The organism is Planctomonas sp. JC2975 (assembly GCF_012985205.1).
Lineage (GTDB): Bacteria > Actinomycetota > Actinomycetes > Actinomycetales > Microbacteriaceae > Humibacter.
The window spans coordinates 2,169,125-2,187,123 of the sequence record NZ_JABEKS010000001.1; the positions used below are offsets into that span (position 1 = coordinate 2,169,125).

A 17,999-nucleotide genomic window follows, 5' to 3' on the forward strand; every position below is an offset into this window, starting at 1 on the left:
CCGCTGATCGCTCCGTCGGATGCCTGTGGGATTGCGCAAGCGCGCGCTGGAGCTAAAAGCGGAGGCCATTTCTGGCCTCCGCCGCGACGCCAGCGCCGGCCGCCGTCTCGGCGGTCGGTTGCCTTGAGACCAGAACTGCCTCCCCCGCGACGCTCCCTCTCGCTCGGCGGGTCGGCGGAACCACGCCGCCCGGAACCGGCTCGTGGGGCCCAGCGCCGATCGCCGTCTCGGCGGTCGGTTGCCCTGAGACCCCCTAGCCTCCGCCGCACCCTCACCGGCCCGGAGGCACACGATCCGGGTCCGGATGTCCCCACCGGATCCACGCGGCCACGTACACGACGAGCCCCGCGATCAGCCCGACCACGACCCACAGCACGACGGTGAAGTCGATCCACGAGCCGATCGGCGGCGATCCTGGCAGGAACGTGCGCAACGGGATGGTCGCGAACAGCATCGCCCCCATCCAGCTCATGAACGACGGCTCGAGCTTGCGGCGACCGCGGTAGGCGGTGATCGCGACGAAGAGCACCAGGCACGGCATCACGACGAGCAGCGCGAGAAGCACGAAGGCGAATGCGACTGTGCTGCCCGAGCGCGCTGCTCGCAGGTCGATCGACGGCGCCGTCGAGACTGCCTCCGACAGGGTCGCCGGGAGCACGGTCGGCGCCGCGCCGACCTGCTTCGCATCCACGTTCCATCCCGGGACGTCACCCCTCATCCAGACCTTCGTGGGGATCGGTCTCGCGACGCCACCACTCGTGACGGACGCCAGCACCACCAGATGCTGAGCGCGATAGACATCGAACGGCCAGTTCGCGATCTCGCCTTCGGTGACGAGCGTCGCCGATTTCCTGGATGCGTTCGTCTGCGCTTTGAAGACGAGCGTCTGGCTGCCGTCGATCGGCGTGACGACGACGGTGATGTCCTGCGCAAGCGCGAGGCCGTCACCGGTGTAGAGCGTCTCGGACGGGTCGATCCGCACGCTGAGATCGATCCGCTGATGCGCGGCATCCACGCCCTCGACCGTGAGCACGACGGTGACGCCGCCCTTGTCCGGCTCCGGTTCCTTCGGCCCGAGCGATGAGACGGGACCGCTCAGCGCGTAGAGGGTCACGACCACCGCGTAGACCACGACGAACACGGCAGCGACGGCCACGATGCGCACGACCGTGCGGCGCCGCGGAGGCACGCTCGCGCCGGCCGTCACTGCGCGTCCTTCGGCCGAGCCGTCCCCCGGCACCTCGTCCCCCACGCGTCGAGCCTACGGCGCACACGGACCGGTCGGCAGGAAGCCTCGCTCCTGTCGCCGCGGTCCCGGCGCGGAGTCGGGGGTCGCTGCCATGCTGGATCCATGACGCGCTTCATCGCCCTGCTCCGCGGCGTCAACGTGGGTGGACGCACGATCAAGTCCGCCGAGCTGGCCGACGTGTTCCGCGGGCTCGGGTACGACCGGGTGAAGACCGTGCTCGCCAGCGGCAACGTGGTGTTCACGGCGGAGGGCACGGCATCCGCTGCTCGCATCGAGATCGAGAAGGCACTCGCCGCACGGTTCGCCTATGACGCCAAGGTGCACGTTCTCGACACGGATGCCCTCACCTCGGTCATCGACGCCTACCCCTTTTCCGAGCGCGAGGGCTGGCACCGCTATGTGGTGTTCCTGATCGGCGCAGAGGCCTCTGCCGGCTCGGGCGGACGTTCGAAGGAACCCTCGACGGAGGCGGATGCTGTGGCCGAGAGCGTGCTCGAGCTCGAGCTCGATCCGAAGCGCGAGGAGGTCGCCGACGGCGGACCTGTCGTCTTCTGGACGGTGGAGCGCGGGCACACGCTCGACAGCGTCGTCGGGAAGCGTCTCGGCCGGGGCAAGGACAAGGATCTGACGACGACCCGCAACCTCAACACCCTGCGAAAGCTGTTGTGACCGCTGCGACACCGACCGAGGGAAACGGGTCGGGACGACCGATCCTCCGGCTCGGGAGCGCCGCGGAGTGGCGTGCCTGGCTCGCGGAGAACCACACGACGAATGACGGCGTGCAGCTCGCGCTGGCCAAGGGATCCGCCCCAGGCGTGAAGTACGCGGCAGCACTCGACGAGGCACTGTGCTTCGGCTGGATCGACGGCCGCAAGAACGGCCTCAGCGAGACCGAGTTCCTGCAGACGTTCACGCCGCGCGGCAAGCGGAGCATGTGGTCCAAGCGCAATCGCGAGCACATCGATCGGCTCGAGGCCGAGGGCCGGATGACGGATGCCGGACGCGTCGAGGTCGAGCGCGCCAAGGCCGACGGCCGATGGGATGCCGCGTACGCCGGTTCGAGCACCATCGAGGTTCCGGACGACCTGGCCGCCGCGCTGGCAGCGAGTCCCGCCGCGACCCAGATGTTCGCGGCGCTGACCAGCCAGAACCGTTTCGCGATCCTGTTCCGCATCGGCAATGTGAAGCGGGCGGACACACGGGCACGCAAGATCGCCGAGTACGTCGCGATGCTCGAACGGGGCGAGACGATTTACAAGCAATTGAGGCGAGAGTGAAGAGAGCTCGCTCGCTTCACCGAGCCGATTGCGCTTGTTGAGCAGCGAAGCTGCGATCACCCGCAGTCGAGGCGAGAGTGAACGGTCTGCGTCGCACGCTGCAACTACGGTCGTTCCATGACCTTGTGGATCTGCGCGACCTGCGGCGTCGAACACGCCGACACTCCCCAGCCCCTCGCTGAGTGCATCATCTGCAGCGACCATCGGCAATGGGTGCCTCGCGACGGCCAGCACTGGACGACCGCGTCCGAGTTTCGTGACGGCGGCATCCGCGTTCGGCTGTCCGAGGTGGAGCCCAACCTGATCGGCATCACGAGCGAGCCGAACGTGGGCATCGGCCAGCAGACGATGCTCGTGGTCACGCCAGCAGGGAATCTGCTCTTCGATCCGATCGGCTACGTCGACGAGGATGCCGCGGCGCGCGTGCTCGAGTACGGTCCGGTGATCGCGGTGGCCGCCAGCCACCCGCACATGTACGGCGCCCAGGTGTCGTGGTCCCATGCGCTCGGCAATGCTCCCGTCTACGTGAACGAGGCGGATGCCGAGTGGGTGCGCCGCGAGGATCCCGTCATCCGACTGTTCAGCGGAACTCTCGAACTGGCCCCGGGTCTCGCGCTGCACACGCTGGGTGGTCACTTCCCTGGTAGCACGGCCGCGCTCTGGGATGCCGGTGCCGACGGCAAGGGAATTCTGCTGGCGGGCGACGCGATCTTCCCGAATCCGAACGGGACCTCGGTGTCGTTCATGCGCAGCTACCCGAACCTGTTGCCGCTGTCCGCCGCGGTCGTGGACCGTGTCGCCACGAAGGCTCTCGGGCTGCGGTTCGATCGCCTCTTCAACAACTTCGGCCGTGGAGTCCCGGAGGATGCGCACGCCGTGGTGCGGACATCCGCGGATCTCTACATCGAGTGGGTGCGCGGAGATCACGACGACCTGACGTGATCCGGAGGGCTGCGAGGCCGGTGCGTAGCGTCGTCAGTACACGAACCGGAGCACGCCCAGATCGCTGCGATCGGAGAGCGACGGCAGCCAGTCCATCGTCCTGATCGTCGCTCGGAGCGCCGGCGAGAAATGGATGACGTAGGGCGAGCGGGTCAGCATGATGCGCTGCGCGAGCTTCAGCCGCGGATGCCAGCGCTCGGGTTCGCGCGGGTCGTCGAACGCCGTTCCCTGTGTCACGTCGATTCCGAGGTCGCGGATGGCGCGCACACGTGGCATCAGGGTGCGCGCGAGTGTCGTGTATCCGTTCATCAAAAGTTCCCCTGCCGGGGCACGGTCGACAATGCCGCGCACGACGTCGGCGGATTCCTCCGGCGTCAGGAACGGGAAGAAGCCGTCGGCCACGATCGCGACGGGACGGTTCCGAGGCACAGCCCGCATCCAGTCATCCTTCGTGACGTCGGCCGGAAGCTCGAGCCGGTGCGCCGCAACTACCCGTCGCGCAGGCAGTTGTCGGCGGAGATACTGGATTCCCGGCAGGTCCAGATCGATCCAGGTCGCAGTATCCGGCGGATCGACGCGTTCGGCCCGATCATCGAGCCCGCTGCCCAGCTCGATCACCACGGCATCCGGGTTGAGCCGCAGGAAGTCGCGGCAGAGATCGTCGAGCAGGCGACCGCGGGTGGCCACCGTGTAGGCCTCCTTGCGCGGCATCCCGAGGCCGTTCCAGTCCGCGGCGAGCGCATCGCGCACCAGCACCGACCATTCATCGGCGAGGATCGGGTCCCGCCCCTCGGCGTCCCTCGCCCGCGAGATGACCGTGAGCAGTGCCGACCGTTCGACCGGGGAGAGGTGCGGCAGCTCGATCATGATCAGGATGCCGTCTCGACGACCAGGGCGGCGGTCACGACGGCGACACCGAAGTCCTCGTCGAGGTGCACCAGCGTCGAGGCGAGCTCGAAGGTGAGCGTCAACTGGGTCGCAGCGCTCACACCGTTGCGAAGCCAGCCACGGCGATCGCCCTCGCGGAACCAGGACGTGATCACCTGAGCGGCATCGGTTGCCGGATCGCGCGCGGCATCGGTTCGCACCGAGTCGGCGAGGTTCTCGGTGTCGGGCTCGGCGCCGGCCCGCTCAGTGCTAGTCCGCTCGGTGTCGGCCCGCACGAGGCCGGCCCGCACAGTTTCTCGCACGCGGCCGGGCTGCGCGGTGTCCGCCTGGACCGCGTCAGGACGCTGCACCGCAGCGCGCCGAGCTGCATCCGCCCGCGCTGGGTCGGCCTGCTCCGGCGCAGACATGGTCGTTCGGTAGACCTGCCAATCGGACGCGCGCTCCCATCGGAGGATCCGCTCGGCCGTCGGATGCGTCTTCAGGAACCGCAGGTTGGCCCTGGCGAGATCCGAGACCAGACTGCGGAACTGCGCCGGATCCGCAGGTGGGCCCGACCGACGTGCGACGAGGTCGCGACGCACGGCGTCGGCGTCAGCGGCCACCGCGGCGAGGACAGCGCGATACAGGCCGGCCTTGTCGCCGAAGCGCTGGAACATGATGGCCCGGTTGGTGGCGGACGCCTCGGCGATGCGATCCACGCGCGCCCCATCGAATCCACGGGCTGCGAACTCCTCACCCGCTGCCGCGATCAGACGTGCGGTGCTTGCTGCCGCATCACGTGTCCTACGCGTCGCTGCCACCATGCGATGCTCCTCCGACTAATAAGTAACTAGTCAGTTATTAAGCGTCTCGCAGAGGGCAACGTCAAGACCGGACGCGAGATCCCCGCCGATCGGCGCCCGATCGGCGCCCGATCGGCGGCCGGCCAGCGCCCGATCAGCGCCGCGGCATCAGCGCACGACGCGATACTCCAGGATCGTCGAGCCGGTGTCGATCGGGATGCAGCCGGCGCGCTCCAGCGGCATCCGTGCGTACTCCCCGTCGAAGAGCCGGATCCCGGCTCCGAGGAGCACCGGAGTGACCATGATCCGCAGACGATCGACCAGACCCAGCCGCAGGAAGGACTGTGCGACGCCGGCACCGCCGATGACGACGATGGGACCGTCCGCCTGCTCTTTGGCCGCGGCGATCTCGGCAGGAAGATCGCGGACGACCCGGCCGTTCCACCCTGCTTCGGTGAGCGTGCTCGACACGACGAGTTTCGGCATGGCGTGCAACAGGCGGGCGAACTCGCGCTGCGCCTCCGGCGCACTCTCGTCTGCCTCGATGTCCTGCCAGAAGGCCGCATTGAACTCGAAGTTGGTGCGGCCGTAGACGAAGAGCGCCGCGCGACCGTTGACGTCGGACCAGTCCGATTGCATCTGCGCCGACCACTCAGGGCCGACGAACTCCCCTCCGGGACCGGCGATGTAACCGTCGAGGCTCATGAACATGGTGAGAACGACATCGCTCATGGTGCATCCTTCCTGTTCTGCGCCGACGCGACACCGACTCGCCCCGGCGGCATGTAGCGAGTTGCAGGGCCACCCTAAGCCGGTGCGCCACAGGCGCTCGAGCAGAGCACGCGCACTCGACGGACAGGCGGCGATGACGGCTTGCGGAGGCGTCGGATGCACGACACCTCGATGCGTCGCCGCCGGAGTGCCGAGGCACGGAGTTTCACGAAGCCACCGGGTGCCGAGGAAACGAGTGCCGCGATGCCGTTGAGCGGCACGGTCAAGCTGAGCAACGCGCCGCGAGCCGCCCAGGCGGCGTACGCACTCTAAGGTCGGCGCATGGACTTGGTGTTCCTCCACGGCCCTGCCGCCGCCGGAAAGCTGACCGTCGCCCGTGCACTCGGAGAGCGCACCGGCTTCGCCGTCTTCCACAATCATCTGATCGTGGATGCCGTCACGAGCGTGTTCCCGTTCGGGTCCGCACGGTTCGTGAAGCTCCGCGAACAATTCTGGCTGTCCACATTCAGCGAGGCTGCGGCGTCAGACACGTCGTTGATCTTCACGTTCACGCCCGAGCACACAGTGCTGCGTGGATTCCCCGAGCGTGCGCGCCACGTGACCGAGGAGTCGGGCGGACGCGTGAGGTTCGTCGGGCTCACCGTCGGGGAGGCCGAGCAGGAGCGGCGGCTCGGCAACGCCAGCCGTCGCGAATTCGGCAAGCTCACCGATGTCGACACCCTTCGACGATTGCGCCGGGCCGAACGCGGCGCGGGCGATCCCGCCGAACAACCGCCGACGGATCTGGTCATCGATACCGAGCGGTCCGATCCCGAGGCGTCCGCCCTGCTGATCGTCGACGCCTTCGGGCTCGAGCCGGTCACGCCGCACGAGCGGTATCCGGAGGTCTGAACGGCTGCTCGCGCCGCGGTGCGACCGGAACCGCCGAGGCGGTCCGTTCACGACGAACGCCGCAACCGCATGGTGTCGCAGGACGACACCGCCGCGCACGCCCGGCAAGGCGTTCGCTGTCGAGACTCGGCCCGCCGAGGCGGCAGCGACCACGCGGCTCAGCCCTCCGACACGACAACGACCACGGAGGTCGGAGGTTGGCCGTCCGACACAGCGATGAGGCCGGGTCAGCCGTCCGACGCGGCAACCACCGCCAGCACGCCCTCCCCGTAGGTCTCCAGCTTCTTCGCGCCGACGCCGGAGATCTGCGCGAGCTCGTCGAGGCTGCCCGGACGGCTCGCGGCGACTCCGCGGAGCGTCGCGTCCCCGAACACGATGTAGGCCGGCACGCCTTGCTCGCGCGCTTGTTCGGCGCGCCAGGCACGCAGGGCTTGGAAGAGCGGATGCGCCGCATCTGGCAGGGCATCGATGCTCGCCTTGGCTGCACGGGAGCGCGTGGGTCGCTCGGCCTGCTGCCGCAGCAGTACTGTGCGTGATCCGTTCAGCACCTCGGCACTGGCCGGCGTGATGGCCAGAGTGCCGTATCCGTCGTTGTTGACAGCGAGCAGGCCAAGCGCCAGCAACTGACGGACGACGCCCCGCCACTGCTGTTCGCCGAGGTCGTCCCCGATGGCCCAGGTGCTGAGCGCGTCGTGTCCGTACTGGTCGACGCGCGGCGTGCGCTTGCCGCGCAGGATGTCGATGAGGTGCCCGGCGCCGAAGCGCTGGTTGCGCTCGCGCTTGAGTCGCACCACGGTCGACAGCAACTTCTGCGCGGCTATGGTGCCGTCCCAGGTCTGCGGCGGATTGAGGCACGTGTCGCAGTTGCCGCATGGCTCGGACGCCTGGCCGAAGTACTGCAAGAGGTTCTGGCGTCGGCATCCGACGGTCTCGCACAGAGCAAGCATGGCATCCAGGTGTGCGGACTGGCGCCGGCGGTGCGCGAGATCCCCGGACGACTGCTCGATCATGCGCTGCTGCTGCACGACGTCCTGCAGGCCGTACGCGAGCCAGGCCACGGCGGGCTCGCCGTCACGGCCGGCACGACCGGTCTCCTGGTAGTAGCCCTCGACCGACTTGGGCAAGTCGATGTGGGCGACGAAGCGCACGTCCGGCTTGTCGATGCCCATGCCGAACGCGATGGTGGCGACGATGACGACGCCGTCGTCGCGCAGGAAGCGCGACTGCGTGCGGGCGCGAGTGCCGGCATCCAGTCCCGCGTGGTACGGCATCGCGTCGATGCCGTTCTGCCGCAGGTGCTCGGCCGTCTGCTCGACAGTCTTGCGGCTGAGCCCGTAGACGATGCCCGATGCCGGACCGTCCCCGGATGACGCATCCCCGCCGAACTCGCCCTTGATGAACGACACCAGCTGTCTGCGCGGGTCGTTCTTCTCGACGATGCGGTACTGGATGTTCGGGCGGTCGAAGCTCGCGACGAAGTGCTCGGCGTTCTGCAGCCTCAGCCGCTCGGTGATCTCCTTGTGAGTGGCCTCCGTCGCGGTGGCCGTGAGCGCGATGCGCGGAACGTCCGGCCAGCGCTGCGCCAGCTCCGACAACCCGAGGTAGTCGGGCCGGAAGTCGTGACCCCACTGCGATACGCAGTGGGCCTCGTCGATCGCGAACAGCGCGATCTTTCCACGCGACAGCAGCTGTTTCGTCTGCTCGGACGACAGCCGCTCAGGGGCCACGTAGAGCAGGTCGAGCTCGCCGCGCAGGTAGGCGCGTTCGACGGCCGAACGCTGGGCGGCATCCTGCGTGGAGTTGAGGTACGCGGCTCGCACACCGACGGCGCCCAGCGCGTCGACCTGGTCGTGCATGAGCGCGATGAGCGGAGAGATGACGATGCCCGTGCCCTCACAAACGATCGACGGCACCTGGTAGCAGAGGCTCTTGCCGCCACCGGTTGGCATGAGCACCACTGCGTCGCCGCCGCCGATGAGCCGGCCGATGGCGGCGGCCTGATCGCCGCGGAATCCGTCGTAGCCCCACACCGTGCGCAGCACGTCGAGCGGGTCCGCGCCCACCATGCGACGTACGGATGCCCGCTCCAGCTCGGCCTCGAACGCATCGTCCAGTACGGTCGCAGCACCACCGCCCGCACCGCCAGCGCCTGCGCCGACGCGAGTGCGCACCCCGGGCTGCGCCGGAGGCACCACCTCCGGCCCGTACTCGTCGTCGGGCGGTACCAGCTCGTTCGGATCCCAGTCCCAGTCCATGGGAGCAGGGTCGCCCGACGCGGCGGGATCGAAGGGCTCGGGCATGCTCACCCCACAAGGCTAACGACGACATCCGACGGGTGAACGACCGATCGGGCGAACGGGTCGGATCCCTCCGAGCGACCGCTGGGGAGGACGAGACGTCGGGCCTCGGTCGCAAGGGCCATTGCGCGTCCGGCCATCGAGCCGGAGACGGGCCGAGAGACCCTCCGGGAAGGCGACACGGAACCGTGACTACGCTGGAGACATCCACTCGCATCGGGGAACGTCATGACGCCACGCGGAATCCGCGCGGTCCGCGGAACCGCGGCCGCGTCTTTCGCCGTCTTCGTGGCCGCCTTGTTCCACGATGCCGCGGGCGGCGGGCTGCCGTCCGCTCTCGCCGTCGTGCTCTCGCTCGCGTTCGCCGTGCCGCTTTGCGTGGCCCTCGCGGGCAAGCGGATCTCGCTGTGGCGGCAGACGGCTTCCGTCGGAGTGAGCCAGCTGCTGCTGCACCTCTTGTTCGGGCTCGGCTCGGGCGCCAGCGGGACGATGCTCGTCGCCCCGACGGGACATGTGCACGCCGGTGCCCACGTCGCGATCGTCTCCGGCCAGCTGATGCCCGAACAGGTCATGCACAACGACGACGCCATGATGCTCGTCGCGCACGCCGCAGCAGCGATCGCCACGATCGTGGCGCTACGTCACGGTGAGAAGACGTTGTTCGCGCTCGCGAACTTCACCGTTCTGCTCGTCACCGCGGTGAACCGGATCGCGACCGTCGCCGTTGAAACGCCGACCCGGATGCTTGTTCGCGCCGCTCCTGCACCCGTCGCCGTATCGGTTCCGGCGCTCGGAGTGCTGCGGCACAGAGGGCCGCCCGCCGCGCTCGCGGCGTAAGCGCACTCGGACGATCCCGGATCACCGCCCGTCGTCACTCGAATCTCGAGGACGATGGCGGTCGTGGCTGCGGTCGGCGTCGACGCGCGTTCGCCGCTCCGACGTCAGCATCCAGCGCATCGTGCATCGTATGCACGAGCAGGCATATTGAAAGAATCCATGATCAGACGAAGTTTCGCGATGGCAGCAGCTGTCGCAGCCGCCGCGGTCGCCCTCGCGGTCGCCACCCCCCTCGCAGCCGAGGCGCACGTGCGGATCGACCCGGACCAGGCATCGGCCGGCACGTACGCGGTGATCACGTTCCGCGTGCCGAACGAGTCCGCGACGGCCGGCACGGTCGGACTCGAGGTCGACTTCCCGACCGACACCCCGTTCACCTCGGTCTCGTACAAGCCGGTGCCCGGATGGTCGGCCGTCGTCACGACGACCACCTTGCCCGAGCCCGTGAAGATCAACGGCGCCACCGTCACGTCGGCTCCGACGAAGATCGTCTGGACCGCCGATGCCGGCACCCAGGTCGGCCCCGGCCAGTTCCAGGAGTTCAGTGTTTCGGCAGGCATCGTGCCGAACACCGGAAAGATGGTGCTCCCGGCAACGCAGACCTATTCGGACGGCAGCGTCGTGAAGTGGGACCAGGCGACACCGGCATCGGGCAAGGAGCCGGAGCATCCGGCGCCCACGCTCTACATCAACGACCAGCCACCCGGCGACTCGACCCCCACGATCGTGAGCAGCTCGACCGTACCGGTCGCCTCCGGCGCGTCGACGACGAGCACGCTCGGGATCGGTCTGGGCCTCGGCGGGCTGGCGCTCGGCGCCATCGCCCTCGTGATCTCGGTTCTCGCGCTGACCAGGCGTCCGAGCGCTCAGGCCGCTCCGCGGGCAGATTCATCGGAGGGCGGAGAAGGCTCGGGCGGGGGCGAGGCCTGATGCCGCGTCGGTCTCGGCTTTCGGGAGGTGGATCAGACCACGTACGGGCGACACGTCGCATCCGCCTTCCGAAGAGGCGGAGCCTTGGCGCCGCGGCCGCGGTCGTCGCCCTCGCGGCCGCCGCGGTCGTCGGCGCGCTGACCTCGGCCCCCGCGAGCGCCCACGACTACCTCGTGGACAGCTCGCCGAAGGCGGGATCGACGCAGACGACCCCGATCGACAGCGTTCGTCTCACGTTCGACGACGTGGTGCTCGACCTGGCGACCTCGGGTCCAGGAGCGCTGCTGCAGGTGACGGGTCCCGACGGAGCGTCCACGCACTTCGAGACCGGATGCCCGACCGTGCAGGACCGCAACGTCACGGCTCCTGTGGCCCTCGGTGGCCCAGGAAAGTACCTGGTCACGTGGCAGGTCGTCTCCGCGGACGGTCACGTCGTGTCCGACTCGATCGTCTTCACGTACGCACCGCCGTCAGGAACGACTGTCGCCAAGGGCTCGGCAACGAGCCCGTGCAAGGGTGCTGGAGCCACCAGCACCGCGAAGGCGAGCGCGGGAACAGCGCAGGGGACCGTCGACTCCGGCGCGATCGTCATCGTCGTGGTCATCGCCGTGGCGATCGTCGTGCTCGCGCTGATCGCGGTGCTGGTGCTGGTCCTCACCCGACGGCGCGCCCGGTGAGGCGCCCGCCTCCCCCGCATACTGGAGAAATGCCCATCCATTTCCTCACCGGCGCCACCTCCGGCATCGGATCCGCCCTCGCCCGCGCTCTGCACGGGCGAGGGGACGAACTCCTGCTGCTGGCTCGGAACGACGAACGAGCCGCCGAGCTGGCAGCGGAGTTCCCGGGCGCGAGCACCGTGGTGGGCGACCTCGAACATCCGGAGTCTCTGGCGGAATCCGTCGGTGAGCGGATGCCGACCCGCCTCGACTCCGTGCTGCACGTCGCAGGAGTGGTCGACCTCGGTCCTGTCTCGGCGCTGCCATCCGCGGTGTGGCGGCGGACGCTCGCCGTGAATCTGGAGGCCCCTGCCGAGCTGACCCGCCTCGCGCTGCCGGCGCTGCGCGAGGCATCCGGTCGGGTGGTGTTCGTGAACTCGGGGGCAGGGCTGAATGCATCGCCGCAGTGGGGCGCGTATGCGGCGAGCAAGTTCGGGCTGCGTGCACTGGCTGATTCGCTCCGTGCCGAGGAGCGCGAGGCTGGTGTGCGCGTGACGAGCGTGTACCCCGGCCGGACGGCGACGCCGATGCAGCAGCGGGTGCACGAGCAGGAGGGCGCCGACTACGACGATGCCGACTGGATTCGCCCCGAATCGGTCGTGACAGCGGTGCTGACGGCGCTCGACCTGCCTCGCGACGCTGATCTGACGGAGCTGCGGGTGCGGCCGGGACGCTGAGCCGCGGCGCAGCGACGCCAGGCCGGCCGAGAGTCGGCGTACGAGCCTCGGTCGGCATCACGTGGAGACACGTCAACCTGAGGATTTTGTTGCTGTTCCGGATGACGCCCGCGGCGTACGGTGTGCTCACCGACCATGGCGTCCGAGATCCGTGGCGGCTGCACGACCCAGCCGGTGCCGTGCCTGCACGAGGAGAACGACGACGTCCACCGACACAGCACCGCAGAACCCGGGGATGCTCTGGCATCCCGATCCCGCCGCCCACGACTACGACGCGGCGGCCTCGTATCTGGCCCTGACCATCCGGGCCAAAGACGCACGTCGCATCGCCGACCGGTTGCGTGCGGCGAAATCGACGTCGTTCAAGGCCAAGGACATCTTGCGTGCGTCCGCGCTTCCGCTGCTTCCGCGGGACAATCCGGATGTCGCGAAGCAGCTCGGGCGCATCGCCGTCGGTGAGCCGCTCTCGCCGTGCCTGATCGTGCGCGGCGACCTCGCCGGCGGCCGCCCCGCCCAGATCGCCGACGGATACCACCGGGTGTGCGCATCGAACTACATCGACGAGGACGCTGACATCCCCGTCAGGATCGTCGGACTGTGAGCATCGGATGAGACTTGCGCAGCGTCCCGGCGACAGCACCCGTGTGTATCCCGAGCTCTCCGGCCGGGAGCGCGAGTACGTGCACTCCTTCAACGACCTGCGACTGGAGTGGGTTCGGCTTCTCGCCGAGTTCCTCGGCACATACCTGCTCGTGCTGACGGCGGCGGGCGGCGGCGTGGTGGATGCCCTGACGCACGGCGCCGTGGGATCCGCAGCGGCAGTGACGGCTCCCGGACTCGTGGTGCTGGCCGTCATCCTCGCGACGGGTGCTGTCTCCGGCGCACATCTGAACCCCGTCGTCACGATCGCGTTCGCGTTCCGCACCGATTTCCAGTGGATGCGGGTTCCCGGTTACGTGTTCGCCCAGCTCGCAGGAGCGGCGGCAGCGGCGGCGACGCTCGCGGCGGTCTTCGGCGTGCACGGGGCGGCGGGGCTCACGGTCCCCGGCCCGCAGTTCACCGACACGCAGGCCGCCGTGGTCGAGGGGCTCCTGACGTTCGGACTCGTGACGATCATTCTGGGCGCCGCCTCAGGAGCGCAGAACGTGGGTGCACTCTCGGCCTTCGCGGCCGGCGGATGGGTTGTCCTCGCCGGGTTGTGGGCCGGTGCGGTGAGCGGGGCGTCGATGAACCCCGCGCGATCGATCGGCCCGGCGCTGGTCAGCGGCGACTACGCCCATCTGTGGGTCTACATCGTGGGACCATTCGTGGGATCCGGACTCGCGGTGGCCGCCGCGTTCGGCCTTCGCGGACGCGGCGGCGATGCGGTGTCCAGACGCGCGGCACAGGGCGCGGGACCGAATCGCACGTCTGGCACGTAGCCGTCGCGCAGCGACTGACTCTCCGCTGCCGATCCCTTCATCCGTGCTCGTCCACCGCCTCGGAAGGTGGAGCAGAGGCCGATTCTTCGTGAACGTTCCGTTCCGATTGCTTCTGGACGGACATCCGTAGTTCGGAGTTCGAACGGTCGGACTATATTTGTTTCACATCAAGCAAATAGTTCAGTCGTTACGCCGTTCTGGAGTTCTGTGACCACCGCCACCACACCGCCGCCCTCCCGCGCCCTGTTCACCAAGGACCACCCTCGCTACAAGTGGGTCGCCCTGAGCAACACCACCCTCGGCATGCTGATGGCGACGATCAACTCGTCGATCGTCATCATCTCGTTGCCCGCCATCTTCAAGGGCATCAGGCTCAACCCGCTCGAGGCGGGCAACGTGAGCTACCTGCTCTGGATGCTGATGGGCTACATGCTCGTCACCGCCGTGCTGGTCGTGACGTTCGGGCGCCTCGGCGACATGTACGGTCGCGTGCGCATCTACAACCTCGGCTTCGTGGTGTTCACGATCGGATCGATCGCCCTCGCGTTCGACCCGTTCACCAACGGCGCCGGAGCCATGTGGCTCATCGTATGGCGGCTCGTGCAGGGCATCGGCGGCGCCATGCTGTTCGCCAACTCGACAGCGATCCTGACGGATGCCTTCCCGGCGAACCGCCGCGGCATGGCCCTCGGGATCAACCAGGTCGCCGCCATCGCCGGAAGCTTCATCGGCCTCATCGTCGGCGGTCTGCTGGCCGTCGTCGACTGGCGTGCTGTCTTCTTCGTGAGCGTGCCGATCGGCATCATCGGCACCATCTGGTCGTACATCTCCCTCAAGGAGGTGGGGACCAAGAACCCCGGCAAGCTGGATTGGCCGGGCAACATCACGTTCGCCGTCGGCCTGACGGCACTGCTCACCGCGATCACGTACGGCATCCAGCCCTACGGCGGCAACTCCACCGGATGGACCAACCCCTGGGTACTGGGCGGGATCATCGGCGGCGCCCTGCTGCTCGTCGTCTTCACGTTCATCGAGCTGCGCGCGAAGTCGCCGATGTTCAACATGCGCCTGTTCAGGATCAGGGCGTTCGCGATGGCGAACCTCGCCGGACTCCTCGCATCGGTCGGGCGAGGCGGCCTGCAGTTCATGCTGATCATCTGGCTGCAGGGCATCTGGCTGCCGCTGCACGGCTACAACTATGCGGACACTCCCCTCTGGGCCGGCATCTACATGCTGCCGATCACGATCGGGTTCCTCATCGCCGGGCCGCTCTCCGGCGTGCTGTCCGACAGGTTCGGCGCTCGGCTGTTCGCGACGCTCGGCCTGCTCATCGTGGCGATCACCTTCGTGCTGCTGCTGCTCATCCCGGTGAACTTCGAGTACTGGCAGTTCGCCATCATCACCGGCCTCTCCGGAATCGGATCCGGCATGTTCGGGGCGCCGAACCGCACCGCGATCATGAACAGCGTTCCAGCGAATCAGCGAGGGGCGGCATCCGGAATGGCGGGCACGGTGCAGAACGCCGGGACGTCGCTCTCGATGGGTCTGTTCTTCTCGCTGCTCATCTCGGGTCTCGCCGCGTCGCTGCCGAGCGCCCTGTACGACGGGCTCACCTCGCACGGCGTTCCGTCGGCCGCCGCGCACAAGATCGCCGAGCTGCCGCCGGTGAGCAGTGTGTTCGCGACGTTCCTGGGCTACAACCCGATCGAGAGCCTGCTCGGGCCGACCGGCGTGCTCGCCAAACTGCCCGCCGCAGATGCGGCCACGCTGACGGGCAAGGAGTTCTTCCCCCAGCTGATCCAGAATGCGTTCCACGACGGACTCGCCGTGGTGTTCATCGCGGCGGCGATCATGTCCCTGATCGGCGCGGTCGCGTCCTTCAGCCGCGGCAAGAAGTATGTGCACGCCGACACCGCTCCTGTGCGCCTGCACAACGAGCCCGGCGGAAGTGCGGATGCCTCCGACAAGGCATCCGCTTCCGTCGCCGCGACGGCGGCCGATGCCCCCGCAGCCGCCGTCACGAGTTCAGCCACGGCCGACGCAACCCCGACCGGCGCGCCCTAGGATCGACGGATGCCACGCCCTGACACTCGCACCGCGGACGCCGATTCAGCCGACGTCCACGCGGCAGGCGACCGGGACGAGACGGCAGCGCGCCTCGCGGTCGTCGTCGGACGGATCAACCGCAGGATCCGCGCCGTCGGATCCCACCTCACCCAGGCGCAGCTGTCCGCTCTGTCGAGCATCGCGCGAAAGGGTCCGCTTCGTCCGGGCGATCTCGCCAGGATCGAGTCCATCGGCGCTCCCGGCATCACCCGCCTCGTGGCGGACCTCGAGGCACGCGGACTCGTGGAGCGACATGCGGATCCCGACGACGGACGCTCGTCGCTCGTGACCGCCACGGAGGCCGGGGCCGAGGCCGTGCTGCGCGCCCGGGCCGAACGCGCCGAGCGGGTCGGCAAGCTCATGGCCGAACTGGACGACGACGAGGTGGACGCGATCACGGGCATCCTGGACACGCTGGAGCGAGTGGCGTCTGCGGTGCCGAAGCCCAAGGAGTTCTGACCGGCGGTCAGTGGCGGACGCGGCGCATCTCCTCCGCAAGACCGGGGTTGCCCTGCTGGATGTTCTCGATGATGCGGTCGGTGACCTCTGGCTTCTTGTTCTGGCTGAGCTTGGAGCGTGCGTCGAAGCGGGTGACGAGCATCCGCAGTCCGACAGTGCCCTTCGCGATGCGGCGAGCGCCCGCCTCGTCCTCCGACAGGCTCCTGCCGTGCGGGTAATGCTGCTCGAAGTGGTCGGTGAGCCGCGACAGAACCCGGAAATTCTCCTCTTCGGAGAGGATCTCCGGCGTGCCGTACAGGTGCGCGGTCACGTGATTCCAGGTCGGCACGATGTCGCCGGGCTCGTACCAGCTGGAGGACACGTAATCGTGCGGCCCCTGGATGATAACCAGCACCTCGTGCCGCCCCAGCTCGTGCAGCTCCTCGTCAGGACGACCGAAGTGGCTGAGGATCACGATGTCGTCGCTGTCCTCGTCGAGCAGCACCGGATAGTGCGAGGCGACGAGTCCGTCGGCCGTGTTCGACACGATCGTGGCCCACGGGTTGTTACGGATCAGTCGTTTGACCTCGTTCGGATCCGTCATCAGGTAGTGGGGGGTGTGCCTCATGGATCAAGGAAAACACACGCACCGCGCCCGGCGCTGGTGGCCGTTGGAGGCAGGATGGATGCATGTCGCTCGCACGCAGCAACTTCGCCGACCTGCCGACGCCGTCCAAGGTGGCGGTCGTCGTCGCCGTCATCGTGCAGGTGTCCCTCACCGTCGCCGGGTTCGTCGATCTCGCACGACGCGATCAGGACGAGGTGCGCGGGCCGAAGCCGGTGTGGATCCCTGTGATCCTCGTCAACTGGGTGGGGCCGATGGTCTACTTCCTGGCCGGACGCCGGCGCTGACGGAACGGCATCCGCTCCTGCCTGCACGACGAAGGCCCCGGAGGACGACGGGTGCGTCCTGGCCGGGGCCTTCGTGCTCTGCCGCACGGGGTGCGACTGCCGCCGGTCGCGCGATCGGCCGGCGTCATTCGGCGGGCGGGGGTTACTCGAACGGCCAGAACGGGCGCACCTCGATCTGCCCGAATCGCGCCATGGGGTGCTTCGATGCGATCTCGACGGCATCCTCGACGCTCTCGCACTCGAGCACGTCGTAGCCGGCGATCATCTCCTTCGTCTCGAGGAACGGGCCGTCGGTCACCGAGAGTTCGCCCTGGCGGAGGCGCACCGTCTTGGCGTCCTCCGAAGGACGCAGCCGGCTGCCGTCGATCCACGCGCCCTTCTTCGAGACGAAGTCGCCCCATTCCTGGATGTTGTCCTCCTCGGCCGAGTACGGCTCGGCGTTGGGGTCGGTGGCCACGATCATCATGTACTTCATGGTTGTTCCTCCTGGAAGGTCGGTCACGTAGACGTCGAACGAGGTTCCGCGTTTTCGACAGGGGTCGGGAAGAGGCCTCAGCGGTTGCGGCAGCAGCGTCGGAAGCGGCCGGCCGAACGCTGATCAGCGCGCCAGACCGATGGACGCCCGCGACCCCTAGTGCGAGATCGCGATCAGGATCGCCACCACGATGAGAGTGCCGACCACCCCGGTGGTGAGTCCGAGCCCGAACCACCGTGCCGGGCCGTGCGAGCGCTCCGGTGCCGGCGGCAGCCCGGAGGTCGCTCCTTCGCCGGGCTTCATCGTGACCGGACCGGGAGTGCCCGGCCCCATTCCCAAGCTCATGTCGTCACGATACTGCCGTGGGTCGCCCTTGTCGTCGGTGCTCTCCTGGCGGAACAGCGGTCATGGACCGGGTGACGACGGGCG

At 68.4% G+C, this 17,999-nt stretch carries 21 protein-coding genes; 13 read left to right on the plus strand and 8 right to left on the minus strand.

The window, feature by feature from the left end:
• Positions 1 to 271: 271 nt before the first annotated feature.
• On the minus strand, positions 272 to 1,252 hold the full coding sequence (locus tag HII28_RS09750) for a DUF4436 family protein (RefSeq protein ID WP_170025225.1): 981 nt from the start codon (positions 1,250 to 1,252) through the stop codon (positions 272 to 274).
• Positions 1,253 to 1,351: 99 nt separating this feature from the next.
• Here HII28_RS09750 and HII28_RS09755 point away from each other — a divergent pair, with 99 nt between their 5' ends.
• The 3 genes from HII28_RS09755 (at position 1,352) to HII28_RS09765 (ending at position 3,468) form a co-directional block, all read left to right on the plus strand.
• Positions 1,352 to 1,918, plus strand: a complete 567-nt coding sequence (locus tag HII28_RS09755; protein ID WP_170025226.1) for a DUF1697 domain-containing protein — start codon at positions 1,352 to 1,354, stop codon at positions 1,916 to 1,918.
• A 41-nt stretch (positions 1,919 to 1,959) separates the two neighbouring features.
• Positions 1,960 to 2,526, plus strand: a complete 567-nt coding sequence (locus HII28_RS09760; protein WP_170026054.1) for a YdeI/OmpD-associated family protein — start codon at positions 1,960 to 1,962, stop codon at positions 2,524 to 2,526.
• A gap of 117 nt (positions 2,527 to 2,643) precedes the next feature.
• The gene (locus HII28_RS09765) at positions 2,644 to 3,468 is read left to right on the plus strand and encodes an MBL fold metallo-hydrolase (protein WP_170025227.1); all 825 of its coding nucleotides are present in this window, start codon (positions 2,644 to 2,646) and stop codon (positions 3,466 to 3,468) included.
• Between the two features lie 33 nt (positions 3,469 to 3,501).
• Here the strand turns inward: HII28_RS09765 and HII28_RS09770 are convergent, their stop codons facing one another.
• The 3 genes from HII28_RS09770 to HII28_RS09780 all read right to left on the minus strand — a co-directional run bounded on the left by HII28_RS09770 (position 3,502) and on the right by HII28_RS09780 (position 5,870).
• The gene (locus HII28_RS09770) at positions 3,502 to 4,335 is read right to left on the minus strand and encodes a class I SAM-dependent methyltransferase (RefSeq protein WP_170025228.1); all 834 of its coding nucleotides are present in this window, start codon (positions 4,333 to 4,335) and stop codon (positions 3,502 to 3,504) included.
• A 2-nt stretch (positions 4,336 to 4,337) separates the two neighbouring features.
• On the minus strand, positions 4,338 to 5,159 hold the full coding sequence (locus HII28_RS09775; protein WP_170025229.1) for a helix-turn-helix domain-containing protein: 822 nt from the start codon (positions 5,157 to 5,159) through the stop codon (positions 4,338 to 4,340).
• A gap of 147 nt (positions 5,160 to 5,306) precedes the next feature.
• Positions 5,307 to 5,870 (minus strand): dihydrofolate reductase family protein, encoded by a 564-nt coding sequence (locus HII28_RS09780; RefSeq protein WP_170025230.1) that lies wholly within the window; start codon positions 5,868 to 5,870, stop codon positions 5,307 to 5,309.
• A 321-nt stretch (positions 5,871 to 6,191) separates the two neighbouring features.
• On the opposite strand from HII28_RS09780, the gene HII28_RS09785 reads away from it, so the two are divergent.
• Positions 6,192 to 6,761: a shikimate kinase gene (locus HII28_RS09785; protein ID WP_170025231.1), complete on the plus strand. Its 570-nt coding sequence runs from the start codon at positions 6,192 to 6,194 to the stop codon at positions 6,759 to 6,761.
• 227 nt (positions 6,762 to 6,988) lie between these two features.
• On the opposite strand, the gene recQ is transcribed toward HII28_RS09785, so the two are convergent.
• Complete coding sequence (recQ, locus tag HII28_RS09790; protein WP_240977791.1) at positions 6,989 to 8,827, minus strand: DNA helicase RecQ; 1,839 nt, start codon at positions 8,825 to 8,827, stop codon at positions 6,989 to 6,991.
• A gap of 459 nt (positions 8,828 to 9,286) precedes the next feature.
• Between recQ and HII28_RS09795 the strand changes: the two genes are divergently transcribed.
• From HII28_RS09795 to HII28_RS09830, 8 genes are all read left to right on the plus strand, one after another.
• A complete protein-coding gene (locus tag HII28_RS09795) occupies positions 9,287 to 9,895 on the plus strand; it encodes a hypothetical protein (RefSeq protein WP_170025232.1) in 609 nt (202 codons plus the stop codon).
• 159 nt (positions 9,896 to 10,054) lie between these two features.
• Positions 10,055 to 10,825 (plus strand): YcnI family protein, encoded by a 771-nt coding sequence (locus HII28_RS09800; protein WP_170025233.1) that lies wholly within the window; start codon positions 10,055 to 10,057, stop codon positions 10,823 to 10,825.
• Positions 10,825 to 11,502 carry a copper resistance CopC family protein gene (locus HII28_RS09805; protein WP_170025234.1) on the plus strand — a complete coding sequence of 226 codons (678 nt, stop codon included), beginning with the start codon at positions 10,825 to 10,827 and terminating at the stop codon, positions 11,500 to 11,502. The genes HII28_RS09800 and HII28_RS09805 overlap by 1 nt, the downstream gene beginning before the upstream one ends.
• Before the next feature lie 29 nt (positions 11,503 to 11,531).
• A complete protein-coding gene (locus HII28_RS09810; RefSeq protein ID WP_170025235.1) occupies positions 11,532 to 12,218 on the plus strand; it encodes an SDR family oxidoreductase in 687 nt (228 codons plus the stop codon).
• Between the two features lie 235 nt (positions 12,219 to 12,453).
• Positions 12,454 to 12,819, plus strand: a complete 366-nt coding sequence (locus HII28_RS09815; RefSeq protein ID WP_170025236.1) for a hypothetical protein — start codon at positions 12,454 to 12,456, stop codon at positions 12,817 to 12,819.
• Positions 12,820 to 12,826: 7 nt separating this feature from the next.
• On the plus strand, positions 12,827 to 13,639 hold the full coding sequence (locus tag HII28_RS09820) for an aquaporin (protein ID WP_170025237.1): 813 nt from the start codon (positions 12,827 to 12,829) through the stop codon (positions 13,637 to 13,639).
• Between the two features lie 207 nt (positions 13,640 to 13,846).
• A complete protein-coding gene (locus HII28_RS09825) occupies positions 13,847 to 15,703 on the plus strand; it encodes an MFS transporter (RefSeq protein ID WP_346769253.1) in 1,857 nt (618 codons plus the stop codon).
• A 9-nt stretch (positions 15,704 to 15,712) separates the two neighbouring features.
• On the plus strand, positions 15,713 to 16,204 hold the full coding sequence (locus HII28_RS09830; protein WP_170025238.1) for a MarR family transcriptional regulator: 492 nt from the start codon (positions 15,713 to 15,715) through the stop codon (positions 16,202 to 16,204).
• A 7-nt stretch (positions 16,205 to 16,211) separates the two neighbouring features.
• Here HII28_RS09830 and HII28_RS09835 read toward each other — a convergent pair whose 3' ends face one another.
• Positions 16,212 to 16,811, minus strand: a complete 600-nt coding sequence (locus HII28_RS09835; RefSeq protein WP_170025239.1) for an FMN-binding negative transcriptional regulator — start codon at positions 16,809 to 16,811, stop codon at positions 16,212 to 16,214.
• A 62-nt stretch (positions 16,812 to 16,873) separates the two neighbouring features.
• Between HII28_RS09835 and HII28_RS09840 the strand changes: the two genes are divergently transcribed.
• Entirely contained in the window at positions 16,874 to 17,095 is a 222-nt protein-coding gene (locus HII28_RS09840) for a PLD nuclease N-terminal domain-containing protein (protein WP_170025240.1), read from the plus strand.
• A gap of 142 nt (positions 17,096 to 17,237) precedes the next feature.
• Here HII28_RS09840 and HII28_RS09845 read toward each other — a convergent pair whose 3' ends face one another.
• Positions 17,238 to 17,570: a YciI family protein gene (locus HII28_RS09845; RefSeq protein ID WP_170025241.1), complete on the minus strand. Its 333-nt coding sequence runs from the start codon at positions 17,568 to 17,570 to the stop codon at positions 17,238 to 17,240.
• A gap of 156 nt (positions 17,571 to 17,726) precedes the next feature.
• Entirely contained in the window at positions 17,727 to 17,915 is a 189-nt protein-coding gene (locus tag HII28_RS09850) for a hypothetical protein (protein ID WP_170025242.1), read from the minus strand.
• Positions 17,916 to 17,999 lie beyond the last annotated feature (84 nt).